Source organism: Ralstonia sp. 24A2 (genome assembly GCF_051783885.1).
GTDB lineage: Bacteria > Pseudomonadota > Gammaproteobacteria > Burkholderiales > Burkholderiaceae > Ralstonia.
This window is the reverse complement of sequence record NZ_JBPVZD010000002.1, coordinates 531,062-556,932: the sequence shown is the minus strand read 5'-3', so window position 1 is coordinate 556,932 and position 25,871 is coordinate 531,062. Positions and strand designations below refer to the sequence as shown.

General features: G+C 63.9%; 22 protein-coding genes. 10 read left to right on the top strand and 12 right to left on the bottom strand.

The annotated features are described in order from the left end of the window. Positions 1-8 precede the first annotated feature (8 nt). Positions 9-899 carry an HpcH/HpaI aldolase/citrate lyase family protein gene (locus ACS13N_RS07400; protein ID WP_438931049.1) on the bottom strand — a complete coding sequence of 297 codons (891 nt, stop codon included), beginning with the start codon at positions 897-899 and terminating at the stop codon, positions 9-11. Positions 900-1,120: 221 nt separating this feature from the next. On the opposite strand from ACS13N_RS07400, the gene ACS13N_RS07395 reads away from it, so the two are divergent. From ACS13N_RS07395 to ACS13N_RS07375, 5 genes are all read left to right on the top strand, one after another. Beyond that, positions 1,121-1,870, top strand: a complete 750-nt coding sequence (locus ACS13N_RS07395) for an IclR family transcriptional regulator (RefSeq protein ID WP_438931048.1) — start codon at positions 1,121-1,123, stop codon at positions 1,868-1,870. Between the two features lie 48 nt (positions 1,871-1,918). After that, a complete protein-coding gene (locus ACS13N_RS07390; protein WP_438931047.1) occupies positions 1,919-3,196 on the top strand; it encodes a CaiB/BaiF CoA transferase family protein in 1,278 nt (425 codons plus the stop codon). A gap of 40 nt (positions 3,197-3,236) precedes the next feature. After that, complete coding sequence (locus ACS13N_RS07385; protein WP_438931046.1) at positions 3,237-4,256, top strand: cyclase family protein; 1,020 nt, start codon at positions 3,237-3,239, stop codon at positions 4,254-4,256. A gap of 26 nt (positions 4,257-4,282) precedes the next feature. After that, complete coding sequence (locus ACS13N_RS07380; protein WP_438931045.1) at positions 4,283-5,731, top strand: MFS transporter; 1,449 nt, start codon at positions 4,283-4,285, stop codon at positions 5,729-5,731. 92 nt (positions 5,732-5,823) lie between these two features. Continuing rightward, positions 5,824-6,417: a hydrolase gene (locus ACS13N_RS07375; RefSeq protein ID WP_438931044.1), complete on the top strand. Its 594-nt coding sequence runs from the start codon at positions 5,824-5,826 to the stop codon at positions 6,415-6,417. A 4-nt stretch (positions 6,418-6,421) separates the two neighbouring features. Here the strand turns inward: ACS13N_RS07375 and ACS13N_RS07370 are convergent, their stop codons facing one another. Beyond that, on the bottom strand, positions 6,422-7,255 hold the full coding sequence (locus ACS13N_RS07370) for a helix-turn-helix transcriptional regulator (RefSeq protein ID WP_438931043.1): 834 nt from the start codon (positions 7,253-7,255) through the stop codon (positions 6,422-6,424). 160 nt (positions 7,256-7,415) lie between these two features. Between ACS13N_RS07370 and ACS13N_RS07365 the strand changes: the two genes are divergently transcribed. Next, positions 7,416-8,855 carry an MFS transporter gene (locus ACS13N_RS07365; protein ID WP_438931042.1) on the top strand — a complete coding sequence of 480 codons (1,440 nt, stop codon included), beginning with the start codon at positions 7,416-7,418 and terminating at the stop codon, positions 8,853-8,855. Positions 8,856-8,986: 131 nt separating this feature from the next. After that, positions 8,987-9,766, top strand: a complete 780-nt coding sequence (locus ACS13N_RS07360; protein WP_438931041.1) for an aquaporin — start codon at positions 8,987-8,989, stop codon at positions 9,764-9,766. Between the two features lie 10 nt (positions 9,767-9,776). On the opposite strand, the gene ACS13N_RS07355 is transcribed toward ACS13N_RS07360, so the two are convergent. Together ACS13N_RS07355 and ACS13N_RS07350 are read right to left on the bottom strand one after the other, a co-directional pair. Continuing rightward, entirely contained in the window at positions 9,777-10,424 is a 648-nt protein-coding gene (locus ACS13N_RS07355; RefSeq protein WP_438931040.1) for a response regulator, read from the bottom strand. A gap of 278 nt (positions 10,425-10,702) precedes the next feature. Then, complete coding sequence (locus ACS13N_RS07350) at positions 10,703-11,917, bottom strand: EAL domain-containing response regulator (protein WP_438932808.1); 1,215 nt, start codon at positions 11,915-11,917, stop codon at positions 10,703-10,705. 433 nt (positions 11,918-12,350) lie between these two features. Here ACS13N_RS07350 and ACS13N_RS07345 point away from each other — a divergent pair, with 433 nt between their 5' ends. After that, positions 12,351-12,521, top strand: a complete 171-nt coding sequence (locus ACS13N_RS07345; protein ID WP_438931039.1) for a hypothetical protein — start codon at positions 12,351-12,353, stop codon at positions 12,519-12,521. A gap of 309 nt (positions 12,522-12,830) precedes the next feature. Here the strand turns inward: ACS13N_RS07345 and ACS13N_RS07340 are convergent, their stop codons facing one another. From ACS13N_RS07340 to ACS13N_RS07305, 8 genes are all read right to left on the bottom strand, one after another. Beyond that, positions 12,831-13,649, bottom strand: a complete 819-nt coding sequence (locus ACS13N_RS07340) for a MetQ/NlpA family ABC transporter substrate-binding protein (protein ID WP_438931038.1) — start codon at positions 13,647-13,649, stop codon at positions 12,831-12,833. 183 nt (positions 13,650-13,832) lie between these two features. Beyond that, positions 13,833-16,688 (bottom strand): DUF4118 domain-containing protein, encoded by a 2,856-nt coding sequence (locus tag ACS13N_RS07335; RefSeq protein ID WP_438931037.1) that lies wholly within the window; start codon positions 16,686-16,688, stop codon positions 13,833-13,835. A 550-nt stretch (positions 16,689-17,238) separates the two neighbouring features. Further along, positions 17,239-17,853 (bottom strand): potassium-transporting ATPase subunit KdpC, encoded by a 615-nt coding sequence (gene kdpC / locus ACS13N_RS07330; protein WP_438931036.1) that lies wholly within the window; start codon positions 17,851-17,853, stop codon positions 17,239-17,241. 25 nt (positions 17,854-17,878) lie between these two features. Beyond that, complete coding sequence (kdpB, locus tag ACS13N_RS07325) at positions 17,879-20,107, bottom strand: potassium-transporting ATPase subunit KdpB (protein ID WP_438931035.1); 2,229 nt, start codon at positions 20,105-20,107, stop codon at positions 17,879-17,881. Positions 20,108-20,140: 33 nt separating this feature from the next. Further along, entirely contained in the window at positions 20,141-21,913 is a 1,773-nt protein-coding gene (gene kdpA / locus ACS13N_RS07320; RefSeq protein WP_438931034.1) for a potassium-transporting ATPase subunit KdpA, read from the bottom strand. A 19-nt stretch (positions 21,914-21,932) separates the two neighbouring features. Beyond that, entirely contained in the window at positions 21,933-22,022 is a 90-nt protein-coding gene (gene kdpF / locus ACS13N_RS07315; RefSeq protein ID WP_004628487.1) for a K(+)-transporting ATPase subunit F, read from the bottom strand. Next, positions 22,019-22,144 (bottom strand): hypothetical protein, encoded by a 126-nt coding sequence (locus ACS13N_RS07310; protein ID WP_269848264.1) that lies wholly within the window; start codon positions 22,142-22,144, stop codon positions 22,019-22,021. The genes kdpF and ACS13N_RS07310 overlap by 4 nt, the downstream gene beginning before the upstream one ends. A gap of 27 nt (positions 22,145-22,171) precedes the next feature. Continuing rightward, the gene (locus ACS13N_RS07305) at positions 22,172-22,972 is read right to left on the bottom strand and encodes a TorF family putative porin (RefSeq protein ID WP_438931033.1); all 801 of its coding nucleotides are present in this window, start codon (positions 22,970-22,972) and stop codon (positions 22,172-22,174) included. Positions 22,973-23,502: 530 nt separating this feature from the next. On the opposite strand from ACS13N_RS07305, the gene ACS13N_RS07300 reads away from it, so the two are divergent. Both ACS13N_RS07300 and ACS13N_RS07295 read left to right on the top strand, forming a co-directional pair. Further along, entirely contained in the window at positions 23,503-25,008 is a 1,506-nt protein-coding gene (locus tag ACS13N_RS07300) for a HEPN domain-containing protein (protein WP_438931032.1), read from the top strand. A 231-nt stretch (positions 25,009-25,239) separates the two neighbouring features. Then, positions 25,240-25,818, top strand: a complete 579-nt coding sequence (locus ACS13N_RS07295) for a hypothetical protein (protein WP_438931031.1) — start codon at positions 25,240-25,242, stop codon at positions 25,816-25,818. The last annotated feature ends 53 nt before the right edge of the window (positions 25,819-25,871 follow it).

Here is a 25,871-nt window from a genome sequence, read left to right as displayed (position 1 = left end):
AATCAGGGCTACGGCATGCGCCTCTGGCTAGCGGCATGGCGGACAAGCACGCGGCGCGCACGTGTGACGCCCGGGGCGTCGACCATCCGTCCGTCGAACCGGAGCGCGCCTCGGCCCTCGGCGCGCGCAGCATCGAAGGCCGCCAGCAGCGCGCTGGCGTCGGAGACCTCCTCAGCCGAGGGCATGAAGGCGCGGTTGAGCACCGCCACCTGCGCGGGATGGATGCAGGTCGCGCCGGCAAAGCCCATGTCGACGGACTGTTGGGCCGCGCGTTCGAAGGCGTCGAGATCGTCCAGCACGTCCAATCCCCCGGTCAGGCCGAGAGGCAGGACACCGGCGGCTCGGGCGGCAATCACCAGCAACTGTTTCGGCACGCGCAACACCTCGGCGCTGGCACGGCTGTCGCAGGACAGGGCGAAATCGCCGCCGCCAAGCATCAGGGCTGCAATGCGCGGCGTGGCGCGCGCAATGTCGCTCATCACCTCGAAGGCGCGCGGCGTTTCGATGATGGCGATGATGCGGGTCCGGCCAAGCGGGGCGCCGCTCTCGTCTTCCAGCAACGCCAGCTGTTCATCGATGGCTTCCAGATGCGCTGCGCCGCGCACCTTGGGCAAGACGACACCGCTCGCGCCGGCCAGAACGGCGGCACGCAGGTCCGCCGCCATGGGCTCCAGCGGGCCGTTGACGCGCACCAACACGTCGTAGCCAATGCGGGCCAGGCGCGGAATCGCCTCGACAAGCGCGCCGCGCGCCTGCGCCTTCTGTTCGGGCGGTACACCGTCTTCCAGATCGAGGATGACGGCATCGGCCCCGCAGACCTCGGCCTTGGCAACGTAGCGGGGGACATGGGCTGGCACGTACAACAGCGAGCGCCAGACCGGCAAGGGTGACGAAAACATGCTGACTCACTAAAATGAAAGTGACTTTCATTTTTTGTGTTCGGCGTCGAATTCGTCAAGACTATCGTTAACCCTTGTGACTGCTTGCACACGCAAATTCCCCCACCATCCGAGCAGGTCTATGCGGCTATTGCCAAATGCGCTCTCGCAAATATAATGAAAACAACTTTCATTTTTTATCGACGCCATCAGCGCGTCGGCCGGCACGTCACGAGGTCCACATGAACACGCAAACAGAGGGCGGCGTCTCCGCGGTCAATCGCGCCCTGACCGTCCTGCTCGCCTTCGGCAACGCCCCCAATGGGCTGATGCTTGCGCAGGTGAGTGAGGCGACAGGGCTGAACATGAGCACGCTGCTGCGCATGTTCGAATCGCTTGAGCAGTTCCGCTTCATCAAGCGGCTGCCGGACGGGCGCTACGTGCTGGGGCCGGCCAACTTTCATCTCGGCATGACGTATCGCGAGTCGTTCCAGCTGCGTGAGCATGCCGCGCCGATCCTCGCCCGGCTGTCGGAGGAGACGGGTGAAACCGCGGCGTTCTATGTGCGCGAAGGCGACCAGCGCGTCTGCCTGTTCCGCTTCCACGCCGAGCGCTCGGTGCGGACCAATCTGCGTGAAGGCGATCGCTTCCCGCTCGACGTGGGTGCGGCGGGGCACGTGCTGCTGGCGTTTTCCGGCACGCGCGGCACGGAGCACGAGAAGGTCGTGGAGCAGGGGTACGCCGTCTCCATCGCCGAGCGCGATGCGGAAAGCGCGGCGATTGCCTGCCCGGTGTTCGGCGTTGGCCGGGTGATCAGCGGCGCGATCTCGCTGGGCATTCCGCGCTACCGCTTCAACAGGAAAGTGCAGAACGACTACCTGCCGCGCGTGCTGGACGCCGCCGCCGAGCTGACCCACGCGCTGGGCGGCGACCTCCCGTCGTCGGGCGCTGCCACCACCCAGGCCGACCCGCTCGGCGCACTACAGGCGTAGCGCAGGCGGCCCTGCGCGCCGCACCAGTTACCCATACCGGAGACACCGATGTCCGTTGAACAAACGCAAGCCCATGCGGGCAAGGCCCCCTTTCGCGCGCCGACTGGCCCGATCCACATGAAGCAGTTCAATGCCGATGCGCGCGGGCCGCTGGCCGGCGTGCGCGTCATCGACCTGTCTCGCCTGATGGCGGGCAACATGCTGAGCGTGCAGCTCGCCGATTTCGGCGCCGACGTGATCAAGGTCGAAGGCGAGCATGGCGATACGCTGCGGGCGGTCGGCGCCGGCGGCATCAGCACCAACTGGAAGGTCTACGGGCGCAATAAGCGCAGCGTGTGTGTGGATCTGCGCTCGCCGGAAGGCATCGACATCGTGCACCGGCTCGTGCGCGAGGCCGACGTGTTCATCGAGAGCTTCAAACCCGGCGTTGCCGAGCAAATGGGACTTGGCCCCGAGGTGCTGCTCGCGCTGCGCCCGCAGTTGGTGATCGCGCGCATCTCCGGCTGGGGCCAGAGCGGCCCGTACCGGCACAAACCCGGCTTCGGCACCCTGGCCGAAGGCTACGCGGGGTTCGCCGCCATCAACGGTTTTGCCGATCGCGAACCAGTGCTGCCGCCGATGTTCCTGGGCGACATGACGGCCGGCCTATCCGGCGCGATTGCCGTGCTGGTGGCACTGCGCGCACGCGACGCCGAGGGCGCGACGGGTCAGGTGATCGACGTGTCGCTGTTCGAGCCGCTGTTCTCCATTCTCGGGCCGGCCGCCGCCAACTATGCGCTCACGGGCAAGATCAAGCCGCGCACCGGCAGCCGCTCGACCAACACCGCGCCGCGCAATACGTACCGCACCCGCGACGGCAAGTGGCTGTGCATGTCGAGCTCCACGCAGGGGATGGCCGAGCGCCTGTTCCGCGCAATCGGACGCCCTGATCTGATCGACGACCCGCGCTACCGCACCAACATCCAGCGTGTGCAGCATGCGGAAGACCTGGACGCCATCGTGAGCGCCTTCATTGCCGAGCGCGACCTGGAGAGCAACCTCGCCTTCTTCGAGGCGGCGGGCGTCACGGTCGGGCCGATCCACGATATCGCGCAGATCGTGCACGACCACTACGTGATCGAGCGCGAAGCCCTGGTCGAGCTGCCCGACGACGATGCGGGCAGCCTGCCCATGCACAACATCGCGCCGCGCCTATCCGGCACGCCAGGCGTGTTCCGCCGGCCGGCACCCGCGCTTGGCGAGAACAACCGCGAAATCCTGCTGCCGCTGCTGGGCGAGGACGACTACGCGCGCCTGACGGCGCAGGGCGTGATCCTGCCGCGCTAGGCAACGCCACCAGAAAACAAATCAAAAACAAGGAGACTGCATGAACCCGCGCTGGACCCACCGGCCGCCCGGTTCCAATTGGGGCGACTTCGGCATCGATGATCAACGCGGCAGGCTGAACTGGCTGACACCAGACCGCGTCTTGCGCGCCGTCGCAGAAGTGCGCGAAGGCGTGGTGTTTTCGCTCAGCCTGCCGCTGGACGTGCCACGCGGCGGCGGGCTCAACGCGCGGCGGCAACCGCCGACGATCAGCCCCGCGCTGCTGCAGGGCAAGCCGTACTTCGGCTATCGCGCTGAAGAAGCGGCACGCAACGCCACCGACGTCGTTTGCGACGACGCCTTCTGCATGCATTCGCAGTTCTCCACGCAGTGGGATGCGCTATCGCATGTCGGCTCGCTGTTCGATGCGGACGGCGACGGCAACGCAGAAGCCGTGTTCTACAACGGCTACCGCATGGACGAACACGTGCGGGTACCGCAGGCCGGCGCATCGACAGGCGGCGCACATGCACTGGGCATCGAAGTCATGGCCCAGACTGGCGTGCAGGGCCGGGGGGTGCTGGTCGACCTGCGGCACCACTTTGGCGATGCTCGCCGCAAGATCGGCTACGACGACTGGATGGCCGTGCTGCGTGCCGATGCGGTCGTCGTCGAACGCGGCGACATCGTCTGCATTCACACGGGCTTCGCCGATCGGTTGCTGCAAGCCGATGCTGCCGGCGAACAGGCCATGCCCGACACCTGCTGCGTGCTCGACGGCAACGACGAGCGGCTGCGGAACTGGATCGATGTCTCGGGCCTGGCCGCGCTGGTTGCGGACAACCACGCGGTCGAAGAACGCCCGCAGCAGCTTGCCGACCGGGCCAGTCCCGGCGCGCTGATGCCGCTGCACGAGCTGTGCCTGTTCAAGCTGGGCATCCACCTGGGCGAGCTGTGGCACCTGACGCCGCTGGCGCAATGGCTGCGCGCACATCAACGCAACCGTTTCCTGCTGACTGCGCCGCCGCTGCACGTGCGCGGGCTCGTGGGGTCGCCGGTCAATCCCGTCGCAACGGTCTGAACCCTGAACCCTGCAGGAGACACTTCATGTCTGCAACCTATGCGCAGTCGATCGCCTCGCGCATCGACCGTCTGCCGGCCACCGGCACCATCTGGCGCCTGGTGCTGCTGTTGAGCGTCGGCGGCTTCTTCGAGGTCTATGACCTGTTCCAGATGACCTACCTGCCGCCCGGCCTGATCCGGGACGGCATCTTCCACGCGGGCGCCCACGGCACGTTCGGGATGTCGGATCAGGGCGCGCTGGGCGCGGCGACGTTTGCCGGCCTCTTCATCGGCGAGATGTTCGTCTCGCGCCTGGCTGACCGCATCGGGCGGCGCACCGTGTTCACCGGCGCGCTGCTGCTGTACACCGTGGCCAGTGTCGCGATGTGCTTCCAGAACACAGCGCTCGGTATCCACCTCTGCCGCCTCGTTGCCAGCTGCGGCGCGGGCGCGGAGCTGATCACGATCGGCGCGTTCCTGACCGAGCTGGTGCCCAAAGACATGCGCGGGCGAGCCTTCGCGGTCTGCTTCGGCATCAGCTACCTGGCGATGCCCGTGCTCGCGCTGGCGTCCTGGCTGTGGATCCCGCAATCGCCGCTGGGCATCTCGGGCTGGCGCTGGGTGGTCGCAGCAGGTGGCAGCGGCGCGATCGTCGCCTGGTGGCTGCAGCACCGCCTGCCGGAGTCGCCGCACTGGCTGGCCATGCGCGGACGCACGCAGGAAGCCGAAGCCATCGTCCAGCAGATCGAGGACCGCGTGGAGCACGAATCCGGCCGCCCCTTGCCGCCCGTCCGAACACAGGCCGCGCAGGCGCCGAGCAGCGCGCCCGCCGCGCAATCGATGTGGAACCAGCGTTACCGTGGCCGCACGGTCATGCTGATCACCTTCAATGCGTTCTTGAGCATCGGCTTCTTCGGCTTCAGCCAATGGCTGCCGACACTGCTTGCCGCGCAGGGCGCGTCCATCGCCAAGAGTCTCTGGTATGCGTTCGTGATTGCGTTTGCGTATCCGGTGTCGCCCATCATCGGTGGGCTGCTGGCGGATCGCATCGAGCGCAAATGGCTGATCGTCGCAACGGCGCTCGGGGTGGTGGTGTTCGGCACCGGGTTCGCCTTGTCGGGGCAGGCGCCGCTGGCGATCCTCTTTGGCGTGCTCATCACCCTGTGCAACACCGTGATGGCCAGCAACGCCACCGCCTATCAGGCCGAAGTGTTTCCGACGCAGATCCGCAGCCGCGCGCTGGGGTTCGTGCACGCGTTCGGCCGGCTGACGGGCATTGCCAGCAGTTTCATCATCGCCTTGCTGCTTGAGCGCGCGGGCGCACCTGCGGTGTTCGTGTTGATCAGCGCGAGCATGCTGATCGTGATGCTGTCGATCGGGATCTTCGGGCCGCGAACGAACAACCGCTCGCTCGACGAGATTGCCGGCGCTGAAGAACCGCGCGCAAACGACGCGGCACCGGCCCTCGGCACGCTGCCGGCAAGCCGGACCTGACGCGCCACGGCGCACTTACACTTCCCGCTGGGGCGGCGGAACCGCGCCGCCAGCCCCCTGTCTGAATCGTCCCATCCCCAGGAGCCACACCGATGTCTACCGAGCAACCGCTGGTCTTGTCGCCCCAATCCACCGCGCTGGTGCTGATCGACCTGCAACGCGGCATCCTGCCGTTTGCGCAGGGGCCGCACTCGCCGGAACAGGTGTTGGGTGCCTCCGCCAAACTGGCCAAGCGTTTTCGCGAGCTGGGCGCACCCGTCGTGCTGGTGCGTGTGGGCTGGGCACCGGACTACGCAGATGCGCCGCGCCAGCCTGTCGACCGCCCGGCACCCACCGTGCCCGGTGGCCTGCCGCCGCAATGGTGGGAACAGCCCGCTGAGCTGGAAGTCGCGCCCACCGATATCCAGATCACCAAGCGCCAGTGGGGCGCGTTCTACGGCACGGAGCTGGACTTACAACTGCGCCGTCGCGGCATCTCCACCATCGTGCTGGGCGGCATCTCCACGCATGTGGGCGTGGAATCGACGGCGCGCGCCGCATGGGAGCACGGCTACGCGCTGGTACTGGCCGAAGACGCGATGAGCTCGAACGATGCGGCGCTGCACCGCTCTTCGGTGGAGCACGTGTTCCCGCGCCTGGGCCGCGTGCGCAGCACCGAGACCATCCTCGCAGCCCTGACCGCGTAAGCCCTCAAGCGCCGTCCTCCACCGGCACGTACAGCACCACGCGCAGCCGCGGGTCTTCCATCACCGGCAGGCCGATGTAGTCATAGCGGACGATCTTGCCGTCGGGCGTGCGGATCAACTTGTGCTCGGCGCGCTGGGCACGCACCTCGTGCTGGCGCCACCAGGTGTCGAACTCGCGGCTGTCAGTGCGCAGGCGGTCGACCAGCGCCACGAGCACCGGGTCGTCCGCATGCGGGTCGTACACCGCCCGGAACTTCGCCAGCATGCGGCGCGCCTCGTTCTCCCACTCGACAAAGCGCTCGCGCGCGTTGGCATACAGGAACATGTAGACCAGCGAGTTGCGGTCTTCCTCCGGCATCGTGCCGAAATCCATGAAAAGCTGCGTGGTCGCGTCGTTCCAGCACAGCAGCTCGGTGCGGTAGCTGCGCACGTGGGCGGGCAGGACCATGCCGGCGACGGCCCGGCGCAAGACGTCGGGCACGGCTTCAGCCTGTGAGTGCCCAGGCGGCCCCGTGAAGGCCGCTTCCGCGCGTGCCAGCCCACGCATGTGCGCACGTTCATCCGGCGACAGCCTCAACGCCCGGCCGATCGCCTCGATGGTCGCCACCGAAGGCCGTACGTCGCGCCCCTGCTCGATGCGCACATACCAGTCGATGCTGATGTTGGCGAGCTGCGCGACTTCCTCCCGGCGCAGGCCGGCGGTACGGCGGCGCCCGGTGCCCTCCGGCAACCCCACATCCTGCGGGCGCAGGTGACTGCGACGGCTGCGCAGGAACTCGCCCAGCTCGCTGCGGGGCGCGGCGGGGATGGGGGCCAGGTCAGCGGTGAAATCGTCCATGGGGGCATTACACACGACGGCGTGTGGAGATGGGAGGGACAGCTCAATCCTAGGTTAATCCTAGCTCTGAATCGAATCGGCACCGGCGCCTACGCTGCGTTCACCTCTCTTTCCGGAGCCGATCGTGACCCACGTGTCTTCTGTTTCTCCCACGTCACCCATGTCCCAACTGCACCGCCACTGGCTCGCCTTTGGTGTGATGGTGACCGCGCAATTCATGTTCATCGTCGATGCGTTCATCGCTAATGTGGCGATTCCGAGCATTCGCATGAGCCTGCACGCCACGCCCGCGCAACTGGAAGCGGTGCTAGCGGTGTACCAGCTCGGCTATGCGATCTTGCTCATCACGGGCGGCCGCCTGGGCGATCTGTTCGGGCGCCGGCGCGTGTTCCTGCTGGGCCTTGTCGCCTTTACCGCCACGTCAGCCGGCTGCGGCCTGGCGGGCAGCGCAGGGGCGCTCATCGCGTGGCGATTTGCGCAAGGGCTGTCCGCCGCGATTCTGGTGCCGCAGGTGCTGGCCAGCGTGCAGGCGCTTTTTGCCGGCACGGAGCGTGACCGCGCGCTGTCGATCTTCGGGCTGGTGATGGGCACCGGCGGCGCGGCCGGGCTGCTGCTGGGCGGCGCACTGACCAGCGCAGACATCGCCGGGCTGGGGTGGCGCTCGGCCTTCCTGATCAACGTGCCAGTGGGATTGACGGCGGCGCTGCTGGGCTGGCGCTGGATTCCGCGCCAGACCGCGGCAGCCGATGTGCACCTCGACACCGCAGGCGTGGCGTGGATGGCCATCAGCGTGGCCGCCGTGCTCGTGCCACTGCTGTTCGGCCGCGAACTGCATTGGCCGCTGTGGAGCCTGGCATTGCTGATCGTGGGCCTGCTCGGCATGGCGACGTTCCAGCAGCTTGAAGCACGCGTCGACCGCGCCGGCGGTACGCCATTGCTGCCGCCCGCGCTGCTGCAGCATCGCGCCTTCATGACGGGCCTGACGGCGTCTGGCTTGCACTACATCGGAATGATGGCGTTTTTCCTGGTGCTGACGCTGTATCTGCAGAACGGGCGACAACTGTCTGCGCTGCACATGGGCGTGGTCATCCTGCCGCTGGCGCTTGCGTTCCTCATCACGTCGCGGGTGGCCAATGCGCTGGTGCGGCGTTACGGTATCCGGTCGCTGCTGGGCGGCCTCGGCTTGATGGCGATGGGCCTGCTGATGTTGCTGTCGGGCTTCGGCACGGAGTGGGCGCACCCCATCGCGCCCAGCATGACGCGCATCAGCATCGCCCTGGCGCTGCACGGCGCGGGGCAAGGGCTGGTCATCGTCCCGCTGATCGGCCTGGTGCTGACCGGCGTGCCGCGTACGCAGGCCGGCGCAGCGGCAGGGTTGTTGATCACGGCGCAGCAACTGGCGGGGGCACTCGGCGTTGCCTGCATCGGCGGGCTGTATTTCACCTTCGCCGCTGATGGCAGCGTGGCAGGCATGGCACACGGCACCATGGCCGGGTGCCTCGCGATGCTGATGGCGCTGGGCGCGGCGGCAGCGGGCTTCATGCGCCTGGGGTCGCAGCAGCGGCAACTGGCGGCGGCCGGTGCAGCCAGCGCGGCCTGATCCCGCCATTCGATACTGCAATTCCATACCACGGAGAGCGACACAAGCGCGCCGCAGTGCATTGATCGGCCCGGGCGGCGGTCCCACACTCCCGCGCGATGCGCTCCGCATCGTCTGCATTCCGCTCCCGCATGGCTACCGTTTCTTCGCTCCGCACTGCATCGCCCTCCATCTCCCTGGGCCGCCGCCTTGTCGCGGAAGGGCTCGGCACGGCCTTGCTGATCGCCGTGGTGATCGGCACGGGCATCCACGCGAACCGGCTCTCCAGCGGCGATGCCACGTGGACGCTGCTGGCGCAATCGCTGGCAGGTGGGGCAGGACTGTGCGCGTTGCTGACAGCGTTCGGGCCGGTATCGGGCGCGCATCTGAACCCGGCCGTCACGCTGTCGGCCCTGGTGCAGGGGCGCCTGCATTGGCGTGAAGCGCTGGGGTATGGGGTCGCCCAGGCAATGGGCGCCGTGCTGGGCGTGATGGCCGCCCATGCCATGTATGGCATGCCGGCGCTGTCGGCGAGCACCCACATCGCCACCGGCCCCGCACTGTGGTGGAGCGAGGCACTGGCCACGTTCGGGTTGATGGGTGTGGGCATCGCCTGCGGCCGTCACGCGCCGAAGCAGTTGCCGCTGGTGGTCGCCACCTACATCGCAGCGGGGTATTGGTTCACGGCCTCGTCTTCACTGGCCAATCCGGCGCTGGCACTAGCCTGCGCGCTGACCGACGGCCCCTCGGGCATCCGCCCCGGTGACGTGCCCGGCTACATGCTGGCGCAACTGGTTGGCGCACTGGTCGCAACGCCGTTGTTTGGTTGGCTGATGGGCGCCAGCGCCGCTGAGGCAGCGCCCGCAATCGAGGCACCGGCAAAGGTCCCGGCACAGACGCTGTCGCTGCCCGCGAACCGCCGCGCCGTCTGACCCGCGGCGCTCAGTGGAGCTGGGATAACCCGTTGGTACGGGCGAACTGGAAGAGATCGGTCTCGCGCGCCAAGCCAAGCTTGCGCAATGCAGCCGTCTTCTGGGTGCTCACGGTCTTGACGCTCGAACCGAGCTTGCGCGCAATCTCCGACACGGCCATGCCGCTGGCATACAGGCAAACGACCTCTCGCTCGCGCGCGCTCAGGGTCTCGAACACGTTGCGCACATTCGGGTTGAGACCGCTTTCCTCCAGGATGCTGGGGCTGTAGTAGTGTGCCCCGCGCGCGGCCGCCGCGATCGCGTGGCCAACGTAGACAAGGTCATCGCTCTTGCTCACGATGGCGGCCACACCAAGCTGCCGCATGCTGCGCAGCAGCGCAGGGTTGTGCACCATCGTACAGACCACGATCGCCCGCTTCGGGTGCTGCTTGCGCAGGCGCGCCAGCAACGCCATGCCATCGAATGCCGGGTCCCCATTCATGCGGTAGTCCGTGACGATGACATCGCAGTCGATATGTTCGAGCACCTGCATCAACTCATGTCCATCGTGCGCCTGCGCAATGACGCGCTGCTGCGGAAACTGCGCGATGGCGGCCGTCAGCCCCATCAGGATCACGGGATGATCGTCTGCCGCCACGATCGATAAGAAAGGGGACATGGCGTGCGATCAGGTAAGCGCTGGCGCTCGGAGGCGCGGCTGCCCATCCGCCTCCGAAACACGGCGTTGATGGACAGAGGCGAAGACGCAGCGCTTGACCAGCGGGCGCGGCAGAAGGGAAGAGATCGGAGCCGTCATGGGATGTGGGAGAGCCGGCAAAAGCGTGCCGGTAACCATACCCACGCGCGATGCCCAATGGGATCAGACTTTTCTTACTTTGGGCGCCCCGTAACCTTTCGGGGCAGAAGCCATTTCAATCAGGGCTGCACGAAACTGAATCAGGCTGCAGCTTGCACGTGCGCCAGGAATGCCGTGGTCGACAACGGTGCCGCCCACAGATAACCCTGCCCCGTCGCACAGCCCAGGGTGCGCAAGGTCTGGCGCTGAGCGTCGGTTTCCACTCCTTCCGCGATGCACTCCAGATGCAGCGTACGCGCCAGTTCGATCATGGTGCGGCAGATCACACCGCGCTGGCTGGTCTGATTGACGGCCGCCGTGAACGAGCGGTCCACCTTGAGGATGGTAAAGGGCAGGTCTGCCAGCAGCTTGAGCGTGGCAATGCCCACGCCAAAGTCATCAATGGCCAGCGGATGGCCAAGCAGACGCAGGCGGTTGAGCGCGATGGTCAGTTGCGCGGCATCCGGCACCGGTGAATCTTCCGTCAGCTCCAGGCTGATGGAGGCCGGTGCGATGCGCGCCTCGCGCACGGTGGACTCGACCCGCTCGATGGTGCCGGGGCGGCTGAGCGTTTGCGCAGAGGCATTCACGCCAATCGGCACCGGATGCGCGTGGGCGGCCAGCGCGTGCTGCACGCGCACGCAATGCTCCAGCACATGGAAGAACAGGCCGTCGGCCAGCCCCAGCGCCTCAAGGCGCGGCACGAACGCGGCGGGCGACACGCGCCCATGCACCGGATGCACCCATCGGCACAGCGCCTCGGCGCCAACAATCTGGTCGCTGGCCAGATCGTGCTGCGGCTGCAGGACGACCTCGATCTGCTCGGGCGTCTCGTTGATCAGCGTGGCAAGCTCGTCGTCGGAAAACTGCGGCGTGCTGGCCGGCGCGGCGGGCGCGGGACTGCGCTCACGCGCGGCGGCTTCTTCCAGCAATGGCAGCACGTGCGCGGGGCGCAGCGGCTTCTGCACGCCGTGCGTGTGGGTGAGACCGATGGCATCAGCCAGGCTCACGTGCGATTCGACGATCGGCGCATCCATCGCACTCACCCACGCCCACACGGGCGCCTGTCGGGGGAACACCTGGCCGCCGCGCAGCAGCATCTGCTCCATCAGTTGAGGGCCGTTCATGCCGGGCATGTCGATGTCGCACAGGACAAGGTCGACATGGCAGAGCTGGAGCAGGTAGAGCGCCTCGCGGCCATCACAGGCGGTGAGGATCTGCTGTACGCCCAGCTTGTGAAGCAGTTGGCGGGCAGCGGCACGTTGCACGGGGTGGTCGTCCACCACCAGCACGGCGAGTTGTGCGAAACCTTCCATCGACCAGTCCTTCTTGTTGTAGGTATGAGGCGGAGGGCGCATCCCGTTTTGCGCCGTGCTGCATCCGCTGCGTGCCGTCATTGAAGCACTGCGCGCGCCCCTTGTCAGGCGGCGACGCCAGAAAAACAAAGCCCGCGCAGCTTTTCAACTGCGCGGGCCTTGAGCGATTCCCCCAACCTTTTGAGCTTCCGACATCCGGTGTCGACGGTGTCGGGATGTCAGAAATCGTGCCTTAAAAAAATGAAGCCCGCAACAGGGGCGGGCTCAAAAGGGGGGGAGTGCTCTCTAAAGAGAGAGCAAGGTGAAGTTTAGTGGAGGGGTCCTCGTCGGACTGTCCGGATGCCGCCGAATCGCTTGTAGGACAAAAGCTGACGCGGTTTCGCGATGTTAAAAGCACAAAGCGCGCGGTTACGCACAGATTCGAGACATTGACATGACTCAGGCGACGCTTTCAATGGCGCTGTCCGACACGCGACCCCTGGGCTGGAATGGCGGCTTAAAGCAGGCGATTGAAAAAGTGCTCGTTGCGATCGGGCAACGCCCAGAGGTTTGGGGCCAGAAAAACAGCGTAGCCGGAATCGGCCAAGAGGCAAGGCGGCCGTGAGGAACAGCAATTGGACGCGCCAAAGAAAAAAGCCCGAGCACCAGGTGCTCGGGCCACAATCCACCAAGGAGGGTGGAGGAGACAGTTCCTACTATAGCGAATCGTTTGCTGCGTTGCAATAACGTAGAACTACTTAATGCAGCCAACGTTGCCAAGGCGCCACGGGTTGCGAAAACGATTGCAGTCGTCACAGGATGACGCGACGCAACAAATGACGCGGCGCGCCGGTGAAGCTCCAACCTCCCGCAGCGCGCCGCCAGTTATTTCCAATCAGGGCGAGAAAGTACCCGCTCACTCCGAGCACATCGATTAAAACGCCGGCAGGATCGCGCCCTTGAACTGCGTGTCGATGTACTTGCGCACCTCTTCCGACTGGTAGGCACGTACCAGCGTCTTCACCCACGGCTGGTTCTTGTCCTTCTCGCGCACGGCGATCAGGTTGGCGTACGGGCCCTGGCGGTCTTCCAGCGCAATCGCATCCTTGGTGGGCGACAGGTTGTTCTTGACCGCGTAGTCGGTGTTGATGGAAGCGACGTCCAGATCATCCAGCGAGCGCGGCAGCTGGGCCGAATCCAGCTCGATCAGCTTGATCTTCTTCGGGTTCTCGACCACGTCGCGCGGGGTGGCGTTGTTGCCGTTGGTGCCGGCACCGGCCTTGAGCTTGATCACGCCGGCCTTCTGCAGGAGCAGCAGGGCGCGATTGCCGTTGGATGGGTCGTTCTGGATGCCGACCTTGGCGCCTTCCTTGAGCTCGGCAAACGACTTCACCTTCTTCGAGTAGAAGCCCATCGGCGCCACGTAGGTCAGGCCCACGTTGACGATCTTGTAGTGGCGCGCCTGGATCTGGCTGTCGAGGAAGGGCTGGTGCTGGAAGCCGTTGGCATCCAGGTCACCGGCGTCGAGCGCGGGGTTGGGCTGGGCGTAGTCGTTGAACTCGATGATCTTGACGTCCAGGCCGTCCTTCTTGGCGACCTTCTGCACGACTTCCCAGATTTGCGCATCAGGGCCGCTCATGGTGCCGAGCTTGACCTGTTTGGTGTCGGCGTTGGCTGCGGCAGACAGGGTGGCAGCGGCGGCAAATGCGATGGCCGGTACGGCCACGCGCGCAAGGCGGGAGAACAGAGACATGGAGAAACCTCGTCGATTTTGTCGTGGATACGTGAACGAAAGCCGCCCGCGGGTAGCGGGCGGTGTGTGACGTGATCCTGTCATAGAGGCGCCGACGACCGAACGATATTTTCGGCATGTCGATATGCCGGGCAACGGTGCAGGGCCAAGCGCCGCGCCGGTTTGCAGCCCGCCGCAGCTGGCCTACTCGGTCTCGTCCACCTCGACGGGTGGCGGCTCGGCAGCGGGCAGGGCGACGACGAAGCAGGCGCCGCCATCGGCGGGCTTCTCGACCCAGATGCGACCGCTGTGCGCGCTGACGATGGCCTCGCACACGGCCAGGCCCAGGCCGACACCGGTGGTGGCCGATTCCTTCTCGCCGCGCGTGAACTTCTCGAAGATGATCCGCTCGGCGCCGGCCGGCACACCGGGGCCGTGGTCGCGCACCTGCAGGCGCAGTTCCTGGCCGCGCTTCTCGTCTTGAACGATGGCCGCCGAGATGCGGACCTCGGTGCCGGCGGGGGCAAACTTGCCGGCGTTCTCCAGCAGGTTGGACAGCACCCGCTCCATGAGCGGGCCGTCGCAGCGCACCAGCGGCAGCTCGGCCATGTCGTCCACCACCACGCGGTGATCGGGCAGGGGAATGGTCTGCAGCGCCGCGCCGATCAGCTCTTCAATCGACTGCCACTCCAGCCGCAGCTTGACCTCGCGGTTCTGCAGGCGGGCCATGTCGAGCAGGTTGGTGACCATCGTGCGCATGCGCTGCGCCTGCTGGCCGATCGCGGCGGCGGCTTCCGCCTGCAGCGGCGAAAGCGGTGGCTGATTGGGCTGCGGGCGCGTGAGCGTCTCGGCCATCCCCACCAGCCCGGTCAGCGGCGTGCGCAGATCATGCGACACGGCGGCCAGCAGCGAATTGCGCAGCCGCTCCGATTCAATGCGCACCAGCGCGTCCTGGGCGATCTCCACGTAGTGCACACGCTCAATGGCGATGGCGATGAGGGTAGCGCAGGCGTCGATCTGGCGACGGTTGTCGGGCTGGGCCAGCACCTGGAAGGCCTCGGGCTCCACCGCCAGCACACCGCGAATCGCCATCGGCGCCTTCAGCGGCAGGTACAGCACCGAGCCCGAGGGCAGCGTGTGGGTGCCGGTGCCAGCAGGCTGGCCATGCTGATATGTCCAATCGGCCAGCACGCGATCGAGGTTGGGCATGCCGGAGGGTGCCGAATTCTGCGCCGCATTGGGCACCCCGGACACCGCAGCGGCGCCCTCCGGCTTGGCGATCTGCGGTGCGCCCAGCCGGCCATCCAGCCCGACGAAGAAGAATGCACAGCGTCCACCGAACGTCGCGTTGACGAAGCGCCCGCCGATGCTGACGATCTGGTCCAGCGTGAGCGCAGCAGACAGCTCGCGCGCCGCCTCATACAACGCACGTGCGGCAGCCTCGCGCTGCACGGCCGCCTCAGCCTGTTCACGCAGGCCCGCCGTGAGCTGCCCCACCAGCAAACCCACCGCCAGCATCACCGCAAAGGTCAGCAGGTACTGCACATCGCTCACGGCAAAGGACCAGCGCGGCGGCACGAAGAAGAAGTCGAACAGCGCCACCGACAGCACCGACGCCAGCGCCGCCGGCCCGCGCCCGTGGCGCATCGCCACGGCCACCACGGCGGCCAGGAACAGCATGACGATGTTGGCCAGGTCGAACACCGGGCGCACGAGGCTGGAGAGCGCCGTGGCAATGCCCACGTACACCCCTGCGGCCAGGTAACCCGGTGTCAGCCAGCCGGGCTGGGCATCCGCCGCACGCTCGACCTCGGTGCGGACATCCGCGCGCCCGAACACGGCTGCCTTGGGCGTGAGCTGGATGCGCGCCGGATCGGCCGCTGCGCGAATCACGTCCACCTCCGGGCAATGCCGCGCGAGCGATTCCGCAAAGTCGCCGCTGGGCAGGCGACGCTCCAGCCCGATCGCCAGCCGCAGCGCCACGATGATCGCGCGCGGCGAGCGCCAGCGCTTCTCCGGTGGCCGTCCAATCACGGCCTTGGTGATGTTGTGACGGCGGATATAGCCGGTGATGGCCTCGATTGCGTTGGTGCCTGCCAGTGTTTCCACCCGCGCGCCCGCGTCTTCGGCCAGCTTGAGCAGGGCGTGCAGGCGCTCGACGCGGCCATCTGCGGCGCGCAGATGCGGCATCACCACGGCCACAGCGTGCCAGTCGCACTCAAGCTGCGCGGCCAGGCGTGCGGCGCTGCGGATCACCTGTTCGCCATCGCCCTGCGGGTCCAGGCACGCGACGATGGTCTCGCGGGTGCGCCAGACGTTTTCGATGCGGCGTGCGCGGCGGTAGGCCTGCACGTCGTCGTCCACGCGGTCGGCGGTGCGGCGCAGAGCGAGTTCACGCAGGGCGATGAGGTTGCCCTTGCGGAAGAAATTGCGCGCCGCGTGCTGCGCCTGTTCGGGCATGTAGACCTTGCCCTCGGCCAGGCGGCGCAGCAGTTCGTCGGCGGGCAGGTCGACGAGGATGACTTCGTTCGCGCTGTCGAACACGGCATCGGGCACGGTTTCCCACACGCGGATGCCGGTGATGCTGCCGACGGCCTCGTTCAGGCTGTCGAGGTGCTGGACGTTGACGGTGGTCCAGACGTCGATGCCGGTGGCGAGCAGGTCTTCGATGTCTTGCCAGCGCTTGGGGTGGCGTGAGCCGGCCACGTTGGAGTGGGCAAGCTCGTCGACGAGGATGAGGGCGGGCTTGCGCGCCAGCGCGGCGTCGAGGTCGAACTCGGGGAGGGCGCGGCCCTTGTATTCGATCTGGCGGGTAGGGAGGTGCTCCAGGTCTGCGACCAGCGCGGCGGTCTCGCTGCGGCCGTGGGTTTCGACCAGGCCGATGATGACGTCGATGCCTTGTGCACGTGCTGCCTTTGCTGCGGACAGCATGGCGTAGGTTTTCCCCACCCCTGCGGATGCGCCGAAGTAGATGCGCAGCTTGCCGCGGGAGGCGTGCTCCTGGTCGGATTGGAGTGCGGCCAGGAGGGTGTCGGGATTGGGGCGTTGATCGACCGTCATGCGTTGTATTTTCGGTGGTTTTTTTGCTGGTGGTGCATCCCTTGTTTCATCCCCTGCCGGGGCTGACTCACTTTCTTTGTCTTGCCAAAGAAAGTAAGCAAAGAAAGGCGCGCCCGATGCGGCGAAAGACTCCTTGAATTTATGTCGCAAGGAGGGAGGGGAGGCAAACTCGCTGCGCTCAAACAAGCCTCCCCTCTTTTTCCTCCTTGCAACAGAAATTCAAGGCGCCGCATAGGGCAGGAACGTCAAACGACAAAAACCAAACCGTTGGTCCACTTGCGTTTCCGCTTGTGAACCAACGGTTTGGCCATTCATGCCCTTGATGGCGCCTTGGATTTTTGTTGCGGGAAGGAAAAAGAGGGGAGGCTTGTCTGAGGCCTTTAGGCCGAGTTTGCCTCTCCTCCCTTCCCGCGACAAAAATCCAAGGGGGTGTCGCCATCTCGGGCGCGCCTTTCTTTGCTTACTTTCTTTGGCAAGACAAAGAAAGTGAGTCGGGCCCGGCAGGGCGCGAAACAGGGGATGCACCACCAAGACCCGACTCAAAAAAAGCTCACTTCAAATCGTCTAACGCCAAGTTCAACTCCAGCACGTTGACCACCGGCTCCCCAAACAGACCCAGCATCGGCCCCTTGGTGTTCTCAGTCACCACTTTCCGAACCATCTCCACCGGCAGGTGACGAGCACGCGCAACACGCTCAACTTGGTACGCAGCAGCAGCCGGGCTGATATGCGGGTCCAGGCCACTGCCCGAAGCCGTCACGAGGTCAGCCGGAATCGGCGCCGTATTCGTCGGGTCCGCTTCCTTGAGCGCCGCAATCCGCGCCTTGGCCGCGTCAGTCAACGCCGGGTTGCTCGGGCCGAGGTTGGAACCACCCGAAGCCTGCGCGTTATACGGGTTGGGCGACGTGGCCGAGATGCGCCCCCAGAAATACTGCGGCGTATCAAAGTTCTGCCCGATCAGCGACGAGCCCACCGGCTTGCCATTGCGCTCAATGATCGAGCCACTGGCCTGCGCCGGAAACAGCCCCTTGCCGATGCCCGTCACCACCACCGGGTACAGCACCCCGGTAATCAGCGACAGCCCAACGAAGACCACCAGCGCCGCGCGCAGCAGACCACCTTGTTGCGGCACATCAGCCTGCACAGGTTGTGTCGTGGTTGCCATGAAGTTCTCCTTCGTTCCTTAGTCCTTAGACCCAGCCCATTGCGGCCAGGAACATGTCGATGATCTTGATGCCCGGGAAGGGCAGCAGCAGACCGCCCAGGCCGTAGATCAAGAGGTTGCGCCGCAGCAGCGAGGCTGCTCCCAGCGCGCGGTACTTCACGCCCTTCAGCGCCAGCGGAATCAGGAACACGATGATCAGCGCGTTGAAGATCACCGCACTCATCACGGCCGATGCGGGCGTTGCCAGATGCATCACGTTGAGCGCTGCCAACTGCGGATACGTGGTCGCAAACGCGGCCGGGATGATGGCGAAGTACTTGGCCACATCGTTGGCGATCGAGAACGTGGTCAGCGAGCCGCGCGTCATCAGCATCTGCTTGCCGATCTCGACAATCTGGATCAGCTTGGTCGGGCTGGAATCCAGGTCGACCATGTTGCCGGCCTCCTTGGCGGCCTGCGTGCCGCTGTTCATGGCGACGGCCACATCGGCTTGCGCAAGGGCAGGAGCATCGTTGGTGCCGTCACCGGTCATGGCGACGAGGCGGCCTTGCGCCTGCTGCTCGCGAATCAGCGCGAGCTTCGTCTCGGGCGTGGCCTCGGCGATGAAATCATCGACACCGGCTTCTGCGGCGATGGAGGCGGCAGTCAGGCGGTTGTCGCCGGTAATCATCACCGTCTTGATGCCCATCTGGCGCAGTTCGGCAAAGCGCTCGCGGATGCCGGCCTTGACGATGTCCTTCAGCTCCACCACGCCGAGCACGCGGTCGTTGTCGGCCACCACCAGCGGCGTACCGCCGGCGCGTGCCACGTCATCCACCGCGGTGGACACGGCATCGGGAAACTTGCCGGCCAGCAGCGTGACGTGTGTGCGGATGGCATCAGCCGCGCCCTTGCGGATCTGGCGGGCTTCGCCGTTGTGGCCCACGTTGATACCGCTCATGCGCGTTTGCGCGGAGAAGGCGACGTACACCGGCTGCGTCTTGGAGAGCGCTGCCTCATCGATGGACGCCTCACCCAGGTTGCGGGCGAGCGTGACGATGCTGCGGCCTTCCGGCGTTTCATCGGCCAGCGACGACAGCCATGCGGCTTCGGCCAACGCCTTGGCCGTCACGCCCGGTGCGGGAATGAAACGCGATGCCTGACGGTTGCCGTGCGTGATCGTGCCGGTCTTGTCGAGCAGCAGCACATCCACGTCACCAGCGGCTTCCACGGCGCGGCCCGACGTGGCGATCACGTTGGCCTGCATCATGCGGCTCATGCCGGCCACGCCAATGGCCGACAGCAACCCGCCGATGGTGGTCGGGATCAGGCACACCAGCAGCGCCACCAGCACGGTAATCGTGATGGGCGAGCCAGCCTTCATCGCTTCCACCGAGAACAGCGAGTACGGCAGCAGCGTGACGGTGGCCAGCATCAGGATGATGGTCAGGCTCACCAGCAGAATCGTCAGCGCGAGCTCGTTGGGGGTCTTCTGGCGCTTGGCGCCTTCCACCATCGAGATCATCCGGTCAAGGAAGCTCTCGCCCGGGTTGGCGGTAATGCGCACGATGATCCAGTCCGACAGCACGCGCGTGCCGCCCGTCACCGACGAGAAGTCACCACCCGATTCACGGATGACCGGAGCGGATTCGCCCGTGATGGCGCTTTCGTCCACCGAGGCCACGCCTTCGATGACCTCGCCGTCACCGGGGACCATGTCGCCGGCTTCGATGAGGACGATGTCGTCGCGGCGCAGCGCGGTGGCGGCGCGGGCTTCCACGCGGTCACGGCGGCGCGCGTCAGACAGCACCTTGGCCTGCACGGTGGTCTTGATGCCACGCAGCGATGCGGCCTGCTGCTTGCTGCGGCCCTCGGCCAGTGCTTCGGCAAAGTTGGCGAACAGCACGGTGAACCACAGCCACACCGACACGGCGAGGATGAAGCCCGCCGGGGCTTCGGCCTGGCCACGCAGCGCCATGACCCACAGGATGGTGGTGAGAATGCTGCCGATGTAGACGACAAACATCACCGGGTTCTTGGCCTGCGCACGCGGCGAGAGCTTGCGGAAGCTGTCAACGATGGCCGGCTTGACCAGCGCCATCGAGAACATCGACAGCTTGCGCACCTCCTTGGCCGACAGCGGCTGATGACCGCCGCCATGGTGCGTAGTGGTAGTGCGGGCCGCAGCGCCGCCGGTAGCGCCAGCCTCGGCGCCATCCAGCCTGTGCTGAACGGTGCGCACGACAGGATCGGAATCAGGGTAACGGATAGCCATAAGGCACCTGTTGATATGAGTGGACTGCGCGCTTTAGCGTGCGAGATGTTCCGCAATGGGGCCGAGCGCCAGCGCCGGGATGTAGGTGAGCGCACCCACCAGCAGCACCGAGCCGATCAGCAGCACGACAAAGAGGGGCCCGTGCGTGGGCAGCGTGCCAACCGTCACCGGCAGGCGCTTCTTGGCGGCAAACGTGCCTGCCATCGCCAGCACCGGCACGATGATCCAGAAGCGGCCCAGCCACATCGCAATGCCCAGCGCCACGTTATAGAACGGCGTGTTGGCAGACAGGCCCGCAAACGCGCTGCCGTTGTTGTTGGCGGCCGACGAGAAGGCGTACAGCACCTCTGAGAAGCCGTGCGTGCCGGGGTTGAAGATGCCCGCCTTGCCCTGTGTCACCACCACCGCCACGGCCGTGCCCACGAGCACCAGCAGCGGCGTGACAAGAATGGCGATGGACGTCATCTTCATCTCGAACACTTCGATCTTCTTGCCGAGGTATTCCGGCGTGCGGCCGATCATCAGGCCCGCAATGAACACGGCCAGGATGGCGTACACCAGCATGCCGTACAGGCCCGAGCCCACACCGCCAAACACCACTTCACCCAACTGCATCAGGAACATCGGCACGAAGCCGCCCAGCGCAGTCAGCGAGTCGTGCATGGCATTGACCGCACCGCACGACGCGGCCGTGGTGATGGTGGCAAACAGCGACGAGGCCACGATGCCGAAGCGCGTTTCCTTGCCTTCCATGTTGCCGACCGCTTGATCGACACCAAGGTTGGCCAGCATCGGGTTGGCATGCAGCTCAGCCCACGCCAGGAAGATGGCCAGCACCACGAACAGCACCGTCATGGCCGCCAGCACCGCCCAGCCCTGACGACGGTCTCCCACCATGCCGCCAAACGTGAAGCACAGCGCCGCCGGGATGATGAAGATCGCCAGCATCTGCACGAAGTTCGTCAGCGCGTTGGCGTTCTCGTATGGGTGGGCCGAGTTGGCATTGAAGAAGCCGCCACCGTTGGTGCCCAGCATCTTGATCGACTCTTGGGAGGCAACCGGGCCCATCGGCAGGGTCTGCGTTTGTGTGGTGGCCTTTTCCGTCACGGGGTTGCCCTGGGCATCCTTGAGCGGCTGGCCGCTGGCGTCCATCTTCGGGTTGTCGTACGTGGTGGCTGTGACCGTGGTCACGTCCTTGTACGCATCGAAGTTCTGGATCACGCCCTGGCTCACGAAGAAGACGGCCACGATGATCGACAGCGGCAGCAGCACGTACACCGTGGCGCGCGTGAAATCGACCCAGAAGTTGCCGATGGTCTTGGCCGAGTGGCGTGCAAAACCGCGGATGAGCGCAATCACCACCGCAATGCCCGTGGCGGCCGACAGAAAGTTCTGCACCGCCAGCCCGAGCATCTGCGTGAGATAGCTCATCGTGCTCTCGCCCGAGTAGCCCTGCCAATTGGTGTTGGCAACAAAGCTGATGGCCGTGTTGAACGACGAATCCGGCGTGACCGCGCCAAAGCCCTGCGGGTTGAGCGGCAGCCATTGCTGCAGACGCTGCAGCGCATACACCGCCAGCGCGCCCAGCACGTTGACGACGATGACCGCCACCGCATAGCGCTTCCAGCCCATTTCGGCCTGCGGGTTGACGCCGGCAATGCGGTAAAACAAACGCTCCACGGGCCCGAGCCAGTGGGTGCGCGAAGGCTTGTCGCCAAACACGCCGGCCATGTAAGTGCCGAGCGGCCTGGCCAGAACCAGCAGCACGACCAGGTAGATCGCCAGCTGGAGGAGGAACGCATTCATGGTGTGCCTCGCGTTGTTATTAGAAGCGTTCGGGCCACAGCAGGGCCACGAACAAATAGACGAGCAGGACCACCGTGATGGCCCCGGACAAGACATAGAGCCAGGTCATTGCTTTTTCTCCATGGCGTGCGTGGTGGGCTGATCACGCGTGGCGAGCCGGGCAGTCAGGGCGAGCAGCCCGCCCACTGCCAAGGCCAGCACCGCGAGGCCGGCGAGGTAAACGAAGTCCATGAGCGCTCCCCTTTTTCTGTCAGGTCGTTAGAACGTTTTGGTGACGGCGAGCAGGGCGGTGGCCTTGCCCATGTAGCTGCCACGCGTATTGGTGTAGGCCAGACGCGAAGCGTTGGTGTCGATGTAGCTCAAAGAAGCTGTCCAGCCGCTGCCGAAATCCTTCGTCACGCCCACCTTCCAGTCGGCATAGGACGTGCGCACCACTTGATGCGGCACCTGCTGATAGCCCACGTGCAGATTCAGCGTCAGGCCCCAGAAACCGGTGTCGAAGTTGCCCGACAGGTCGAAATACTGGCTGTGGTGGCTATCAGCAAAGCCGAACAGGTTGGAGAACGCGTGCGAGTACTTGAACGAGACCGGGCCGTAGCCGATCTGTGCATAGCCTTCGGTGGTGTGCGGGCGGGTGTACCCGTCGGGGTAGCTGCCCGGGTAGTAGTACTGCAGCACGCCCACGTCGATGGGGACGTCCTTCATCAGCTCGGTCTTGTAGCCGCCGTAGAAATCCATCTCGATGGGGGCGGACACGTTGGGGTTGGAATCCCCCAGCCAGCTGATCGACGAGTTCCAGTTGCCGACGTAGAAACCGTTGGGCAGTGCGTAGTCAACGCCGCCCTGAATGGCCGGCTTGTTGTTGGTCTGCATGATGCCGCGATAGCGGTATTGGCTGGCCAGCGTCAGGTTGGCCGTGAGCGGGCTGGCGGGCGCAGCGGCGGGTGCCGGCGCAGCATCGTTGGATTGTGCGTAAGCGGCCGCGCTCGTGAAGGCTGCGGCACAGAGAACAACGCCACCGACAACGGTGGCGCGCAAAGAAACCTGCTTGGCTTGCATGGACCTTTCCCTTGTTGTTTTAGGTGCCGCCCGGCCCGGCGCTCAAGCGCCCGACTGGAACCGGATGCGGCGTGCACGCGGGCTCCCGTCAGTGGGCCTGCGTGCAGTGCAACATTAGGGAAAGGGGGGTAAAAACGGGGTAAAGGTTGGGGGGAGGGGTGTAAACGCCGTATAAAAATGGGCCGCTGCCAGGCTGCAGCTATCAATCATGACGGGCCTTCTTCCGCCGACTTGGAGTCGATATAGAGCACTAGCACAGTCACTTGAGCGTGAGCACTGCAATCGATTTTTCAACAGAATAGGAATGAGTCAGTCATTCCTCAAAGAGGAATCGAGAAAAACTAGATATTATTATTCTAATGACCTTGATATCGCTCCTCGGAAAATTGGGGCGGCGCTTGAAAAGCGACATGCTCATCGTTCGGCAGAACACTCGCCAAAGCGAATGAAACTAAGCCTATACGCGCCCAAACTCAATACCAAAAATATTTTTTATTTGCCAATTGCAATTAATTTCGATAGAAAATTTTATGGCCAAAAATGCCGAAATTCGATCACCAGGAATTTTCACAATGCCCGATGGGCAAAACGTAATAGGTGATCTGTGGTTACGCCGCAACAGAATGAATCTTACTTTGCACTCGCACCAAAAAATCACGCGCTATAGGGAGCCTTCGCTAATAACCGGTGTCTTGGGAGATCTGCGAAAAGTCAGTTGCCTTCACAGCATTCTTGAGGTACTTCAGTCTGGTAGACGTGGCGACTCAGGTAGCTATCACTACGCAAAAATCCTACCGAATTTTGTCACGGTAGGTGACCACTACCTTGAGCCCGACAAATCATGCATATCATCCATACAACTAACCACACAGGACATCGGGACTCTTTTTCATGATTTCGGTGCTTTCCAGCACACCTTTCTATCGAAGCATGATATTGATTTACTAAGAGGTGAAAATGGCCCATTTCAGGACGTTGAATTTGGAGAACATCCTGATTTTTTTTACTTCTCAGGAAAGCAAGAAATAATCTCCGTCGAGACGGAGTTGGGTCAACTCCGGGTTCACCATCGCCCGTCTTATCGCATGGGCCAAACCACCGGTGAGCTTGTGAGAAACAGCATGGTGATTGAGCTCGCATTTGGTGAGCCGGTCAATTTTGGAACATGCCTAGATAGAGTATTGTCCATCCACCGATTCTTGAGCCTCATGGCGGGTCGTCGTCAATCCGTTGACGCTACGCAGATCACTATTACCGGAAAAGATCGAACAATTGGTGAGGGAATCGTTCTGCCAGCCATCCTTGATCTCTATTGGAAATATGCCCCAAAAAAATCGAAAGGCAATAGCAATAGTCCGCACGCTGGAGATTTGCCTTTAAGCCCGAGCCAGCGCCCCGAAGAGTTCTCAACCGTCCTATCCAATTGGCTTGCAAGAGAGCACGTGTGGCGGCAGGCTCGAGTTCGTTATATGGGTTGCCTGGGGAAAGGTCAATTTTATGATATCGACCGCTTGGTTGCCGCAGCCAACATGTTCGACATTCTTCCACCGGAAGCCATAGCCGCTACATCTACCTTACCGGATCAGCTCGAAAATGCTCGCAAACAATGTCGCGCAATTTTCCGGAAACTCCCCGAAGGGCCGGAACGAAGCAGCATTCTCGGGGCACTCGGTCGAATGGATAAACCTTCACTGACCAAGAAAGTGCTCCATCGCGTCAATATAGTGACGGATAAAATTGGAAATCAACTACCCGACCTTTCTCGCGCAGCAACTGTCGCAGTAAAGATTCGGAACTACTTTGTACATGGCAGCTTAGACGGCATCGACCATCGGCGCTTGGAGCCGTTGCTTCCCTTTTTAACTGAAACCCTAGAATTTATCTTCGCCGCCTCTGACTTGATAGACTCGGGTTGGGATGCCAAGAGATGGGTGGTTAGTCCATACGGAACAGGACATTCTTTTGCCAGATTTCGTTGGGGCTACAATGAGCATATTCAACTCCTTCATGAAGTACTGAATCAAGCACGAGCTTAGCTTTTGTGATTGTGACTTACCTCAGAACTTGTGGACTGCAAGAGGTTGATGGAGCGATCAAATTTTCCGGTGTCGTCTTTCTATGGGAACGGGCTTTGATCCAATATTTTTATTAACGAAAAGCAAGCGTGCGAACGTTCCGCGGTATCCAAGATGTGACGAGATGAATCGAAGTTGTCCAATCTAGATTTTTGAGCAGTATCAGCCTACAGACGAAGGGGAAAGCGAGGCATGGAGCTACTTGTTCGGATTTGGAAAGACCCAGTGTGGAGCAAAGTTATTTCTGTGGCGATCATCGCTGCCACCGGTAGCTTCTGGGCACACTATGAGGGCTATTTCACGTGGGCAACGACACAAGCGGGCCTCGCGGCTGTGTGGGCGTTCCTCAATGCCGAGATATACATGACTCGGCTGCTATTGCTTCCTTGGGTAGCTGTCTCAGGGGCCACAGGGGCGCTTTACATGCGCGCCCATCTCACCCGCGTTAATGGGACAAAACTACCGGCATCGGAAGCGGTTGCGACGGTTGAGCAGAAATCATATTTGACCGATGTTCTTTTCGGATTCAAATGGCGCTGGAAAGCCGCGAGGTCAGGTGTGGTGTATGACATCAAGATGTACTGCCCGCTCTGCGACTATGAACTGCTACCGACTGCGTTCGAAGGAGCAGTGGGAGCGAAAATGAGGTGCAGATGTGCTAAATGCGACTATTACGCGGAAACGCCATATCCAACTGAGTTGATTCAGAACGTCAAGCTAGAGGTTGAACGGAAGCTGCGTACCGGTGAATGGGAGCGCGCTCAAAGCTAACCAACGTTTGTTGCTGATCCGTTGACCCGTTTGAGCTGCCGGAAGATAGGCAG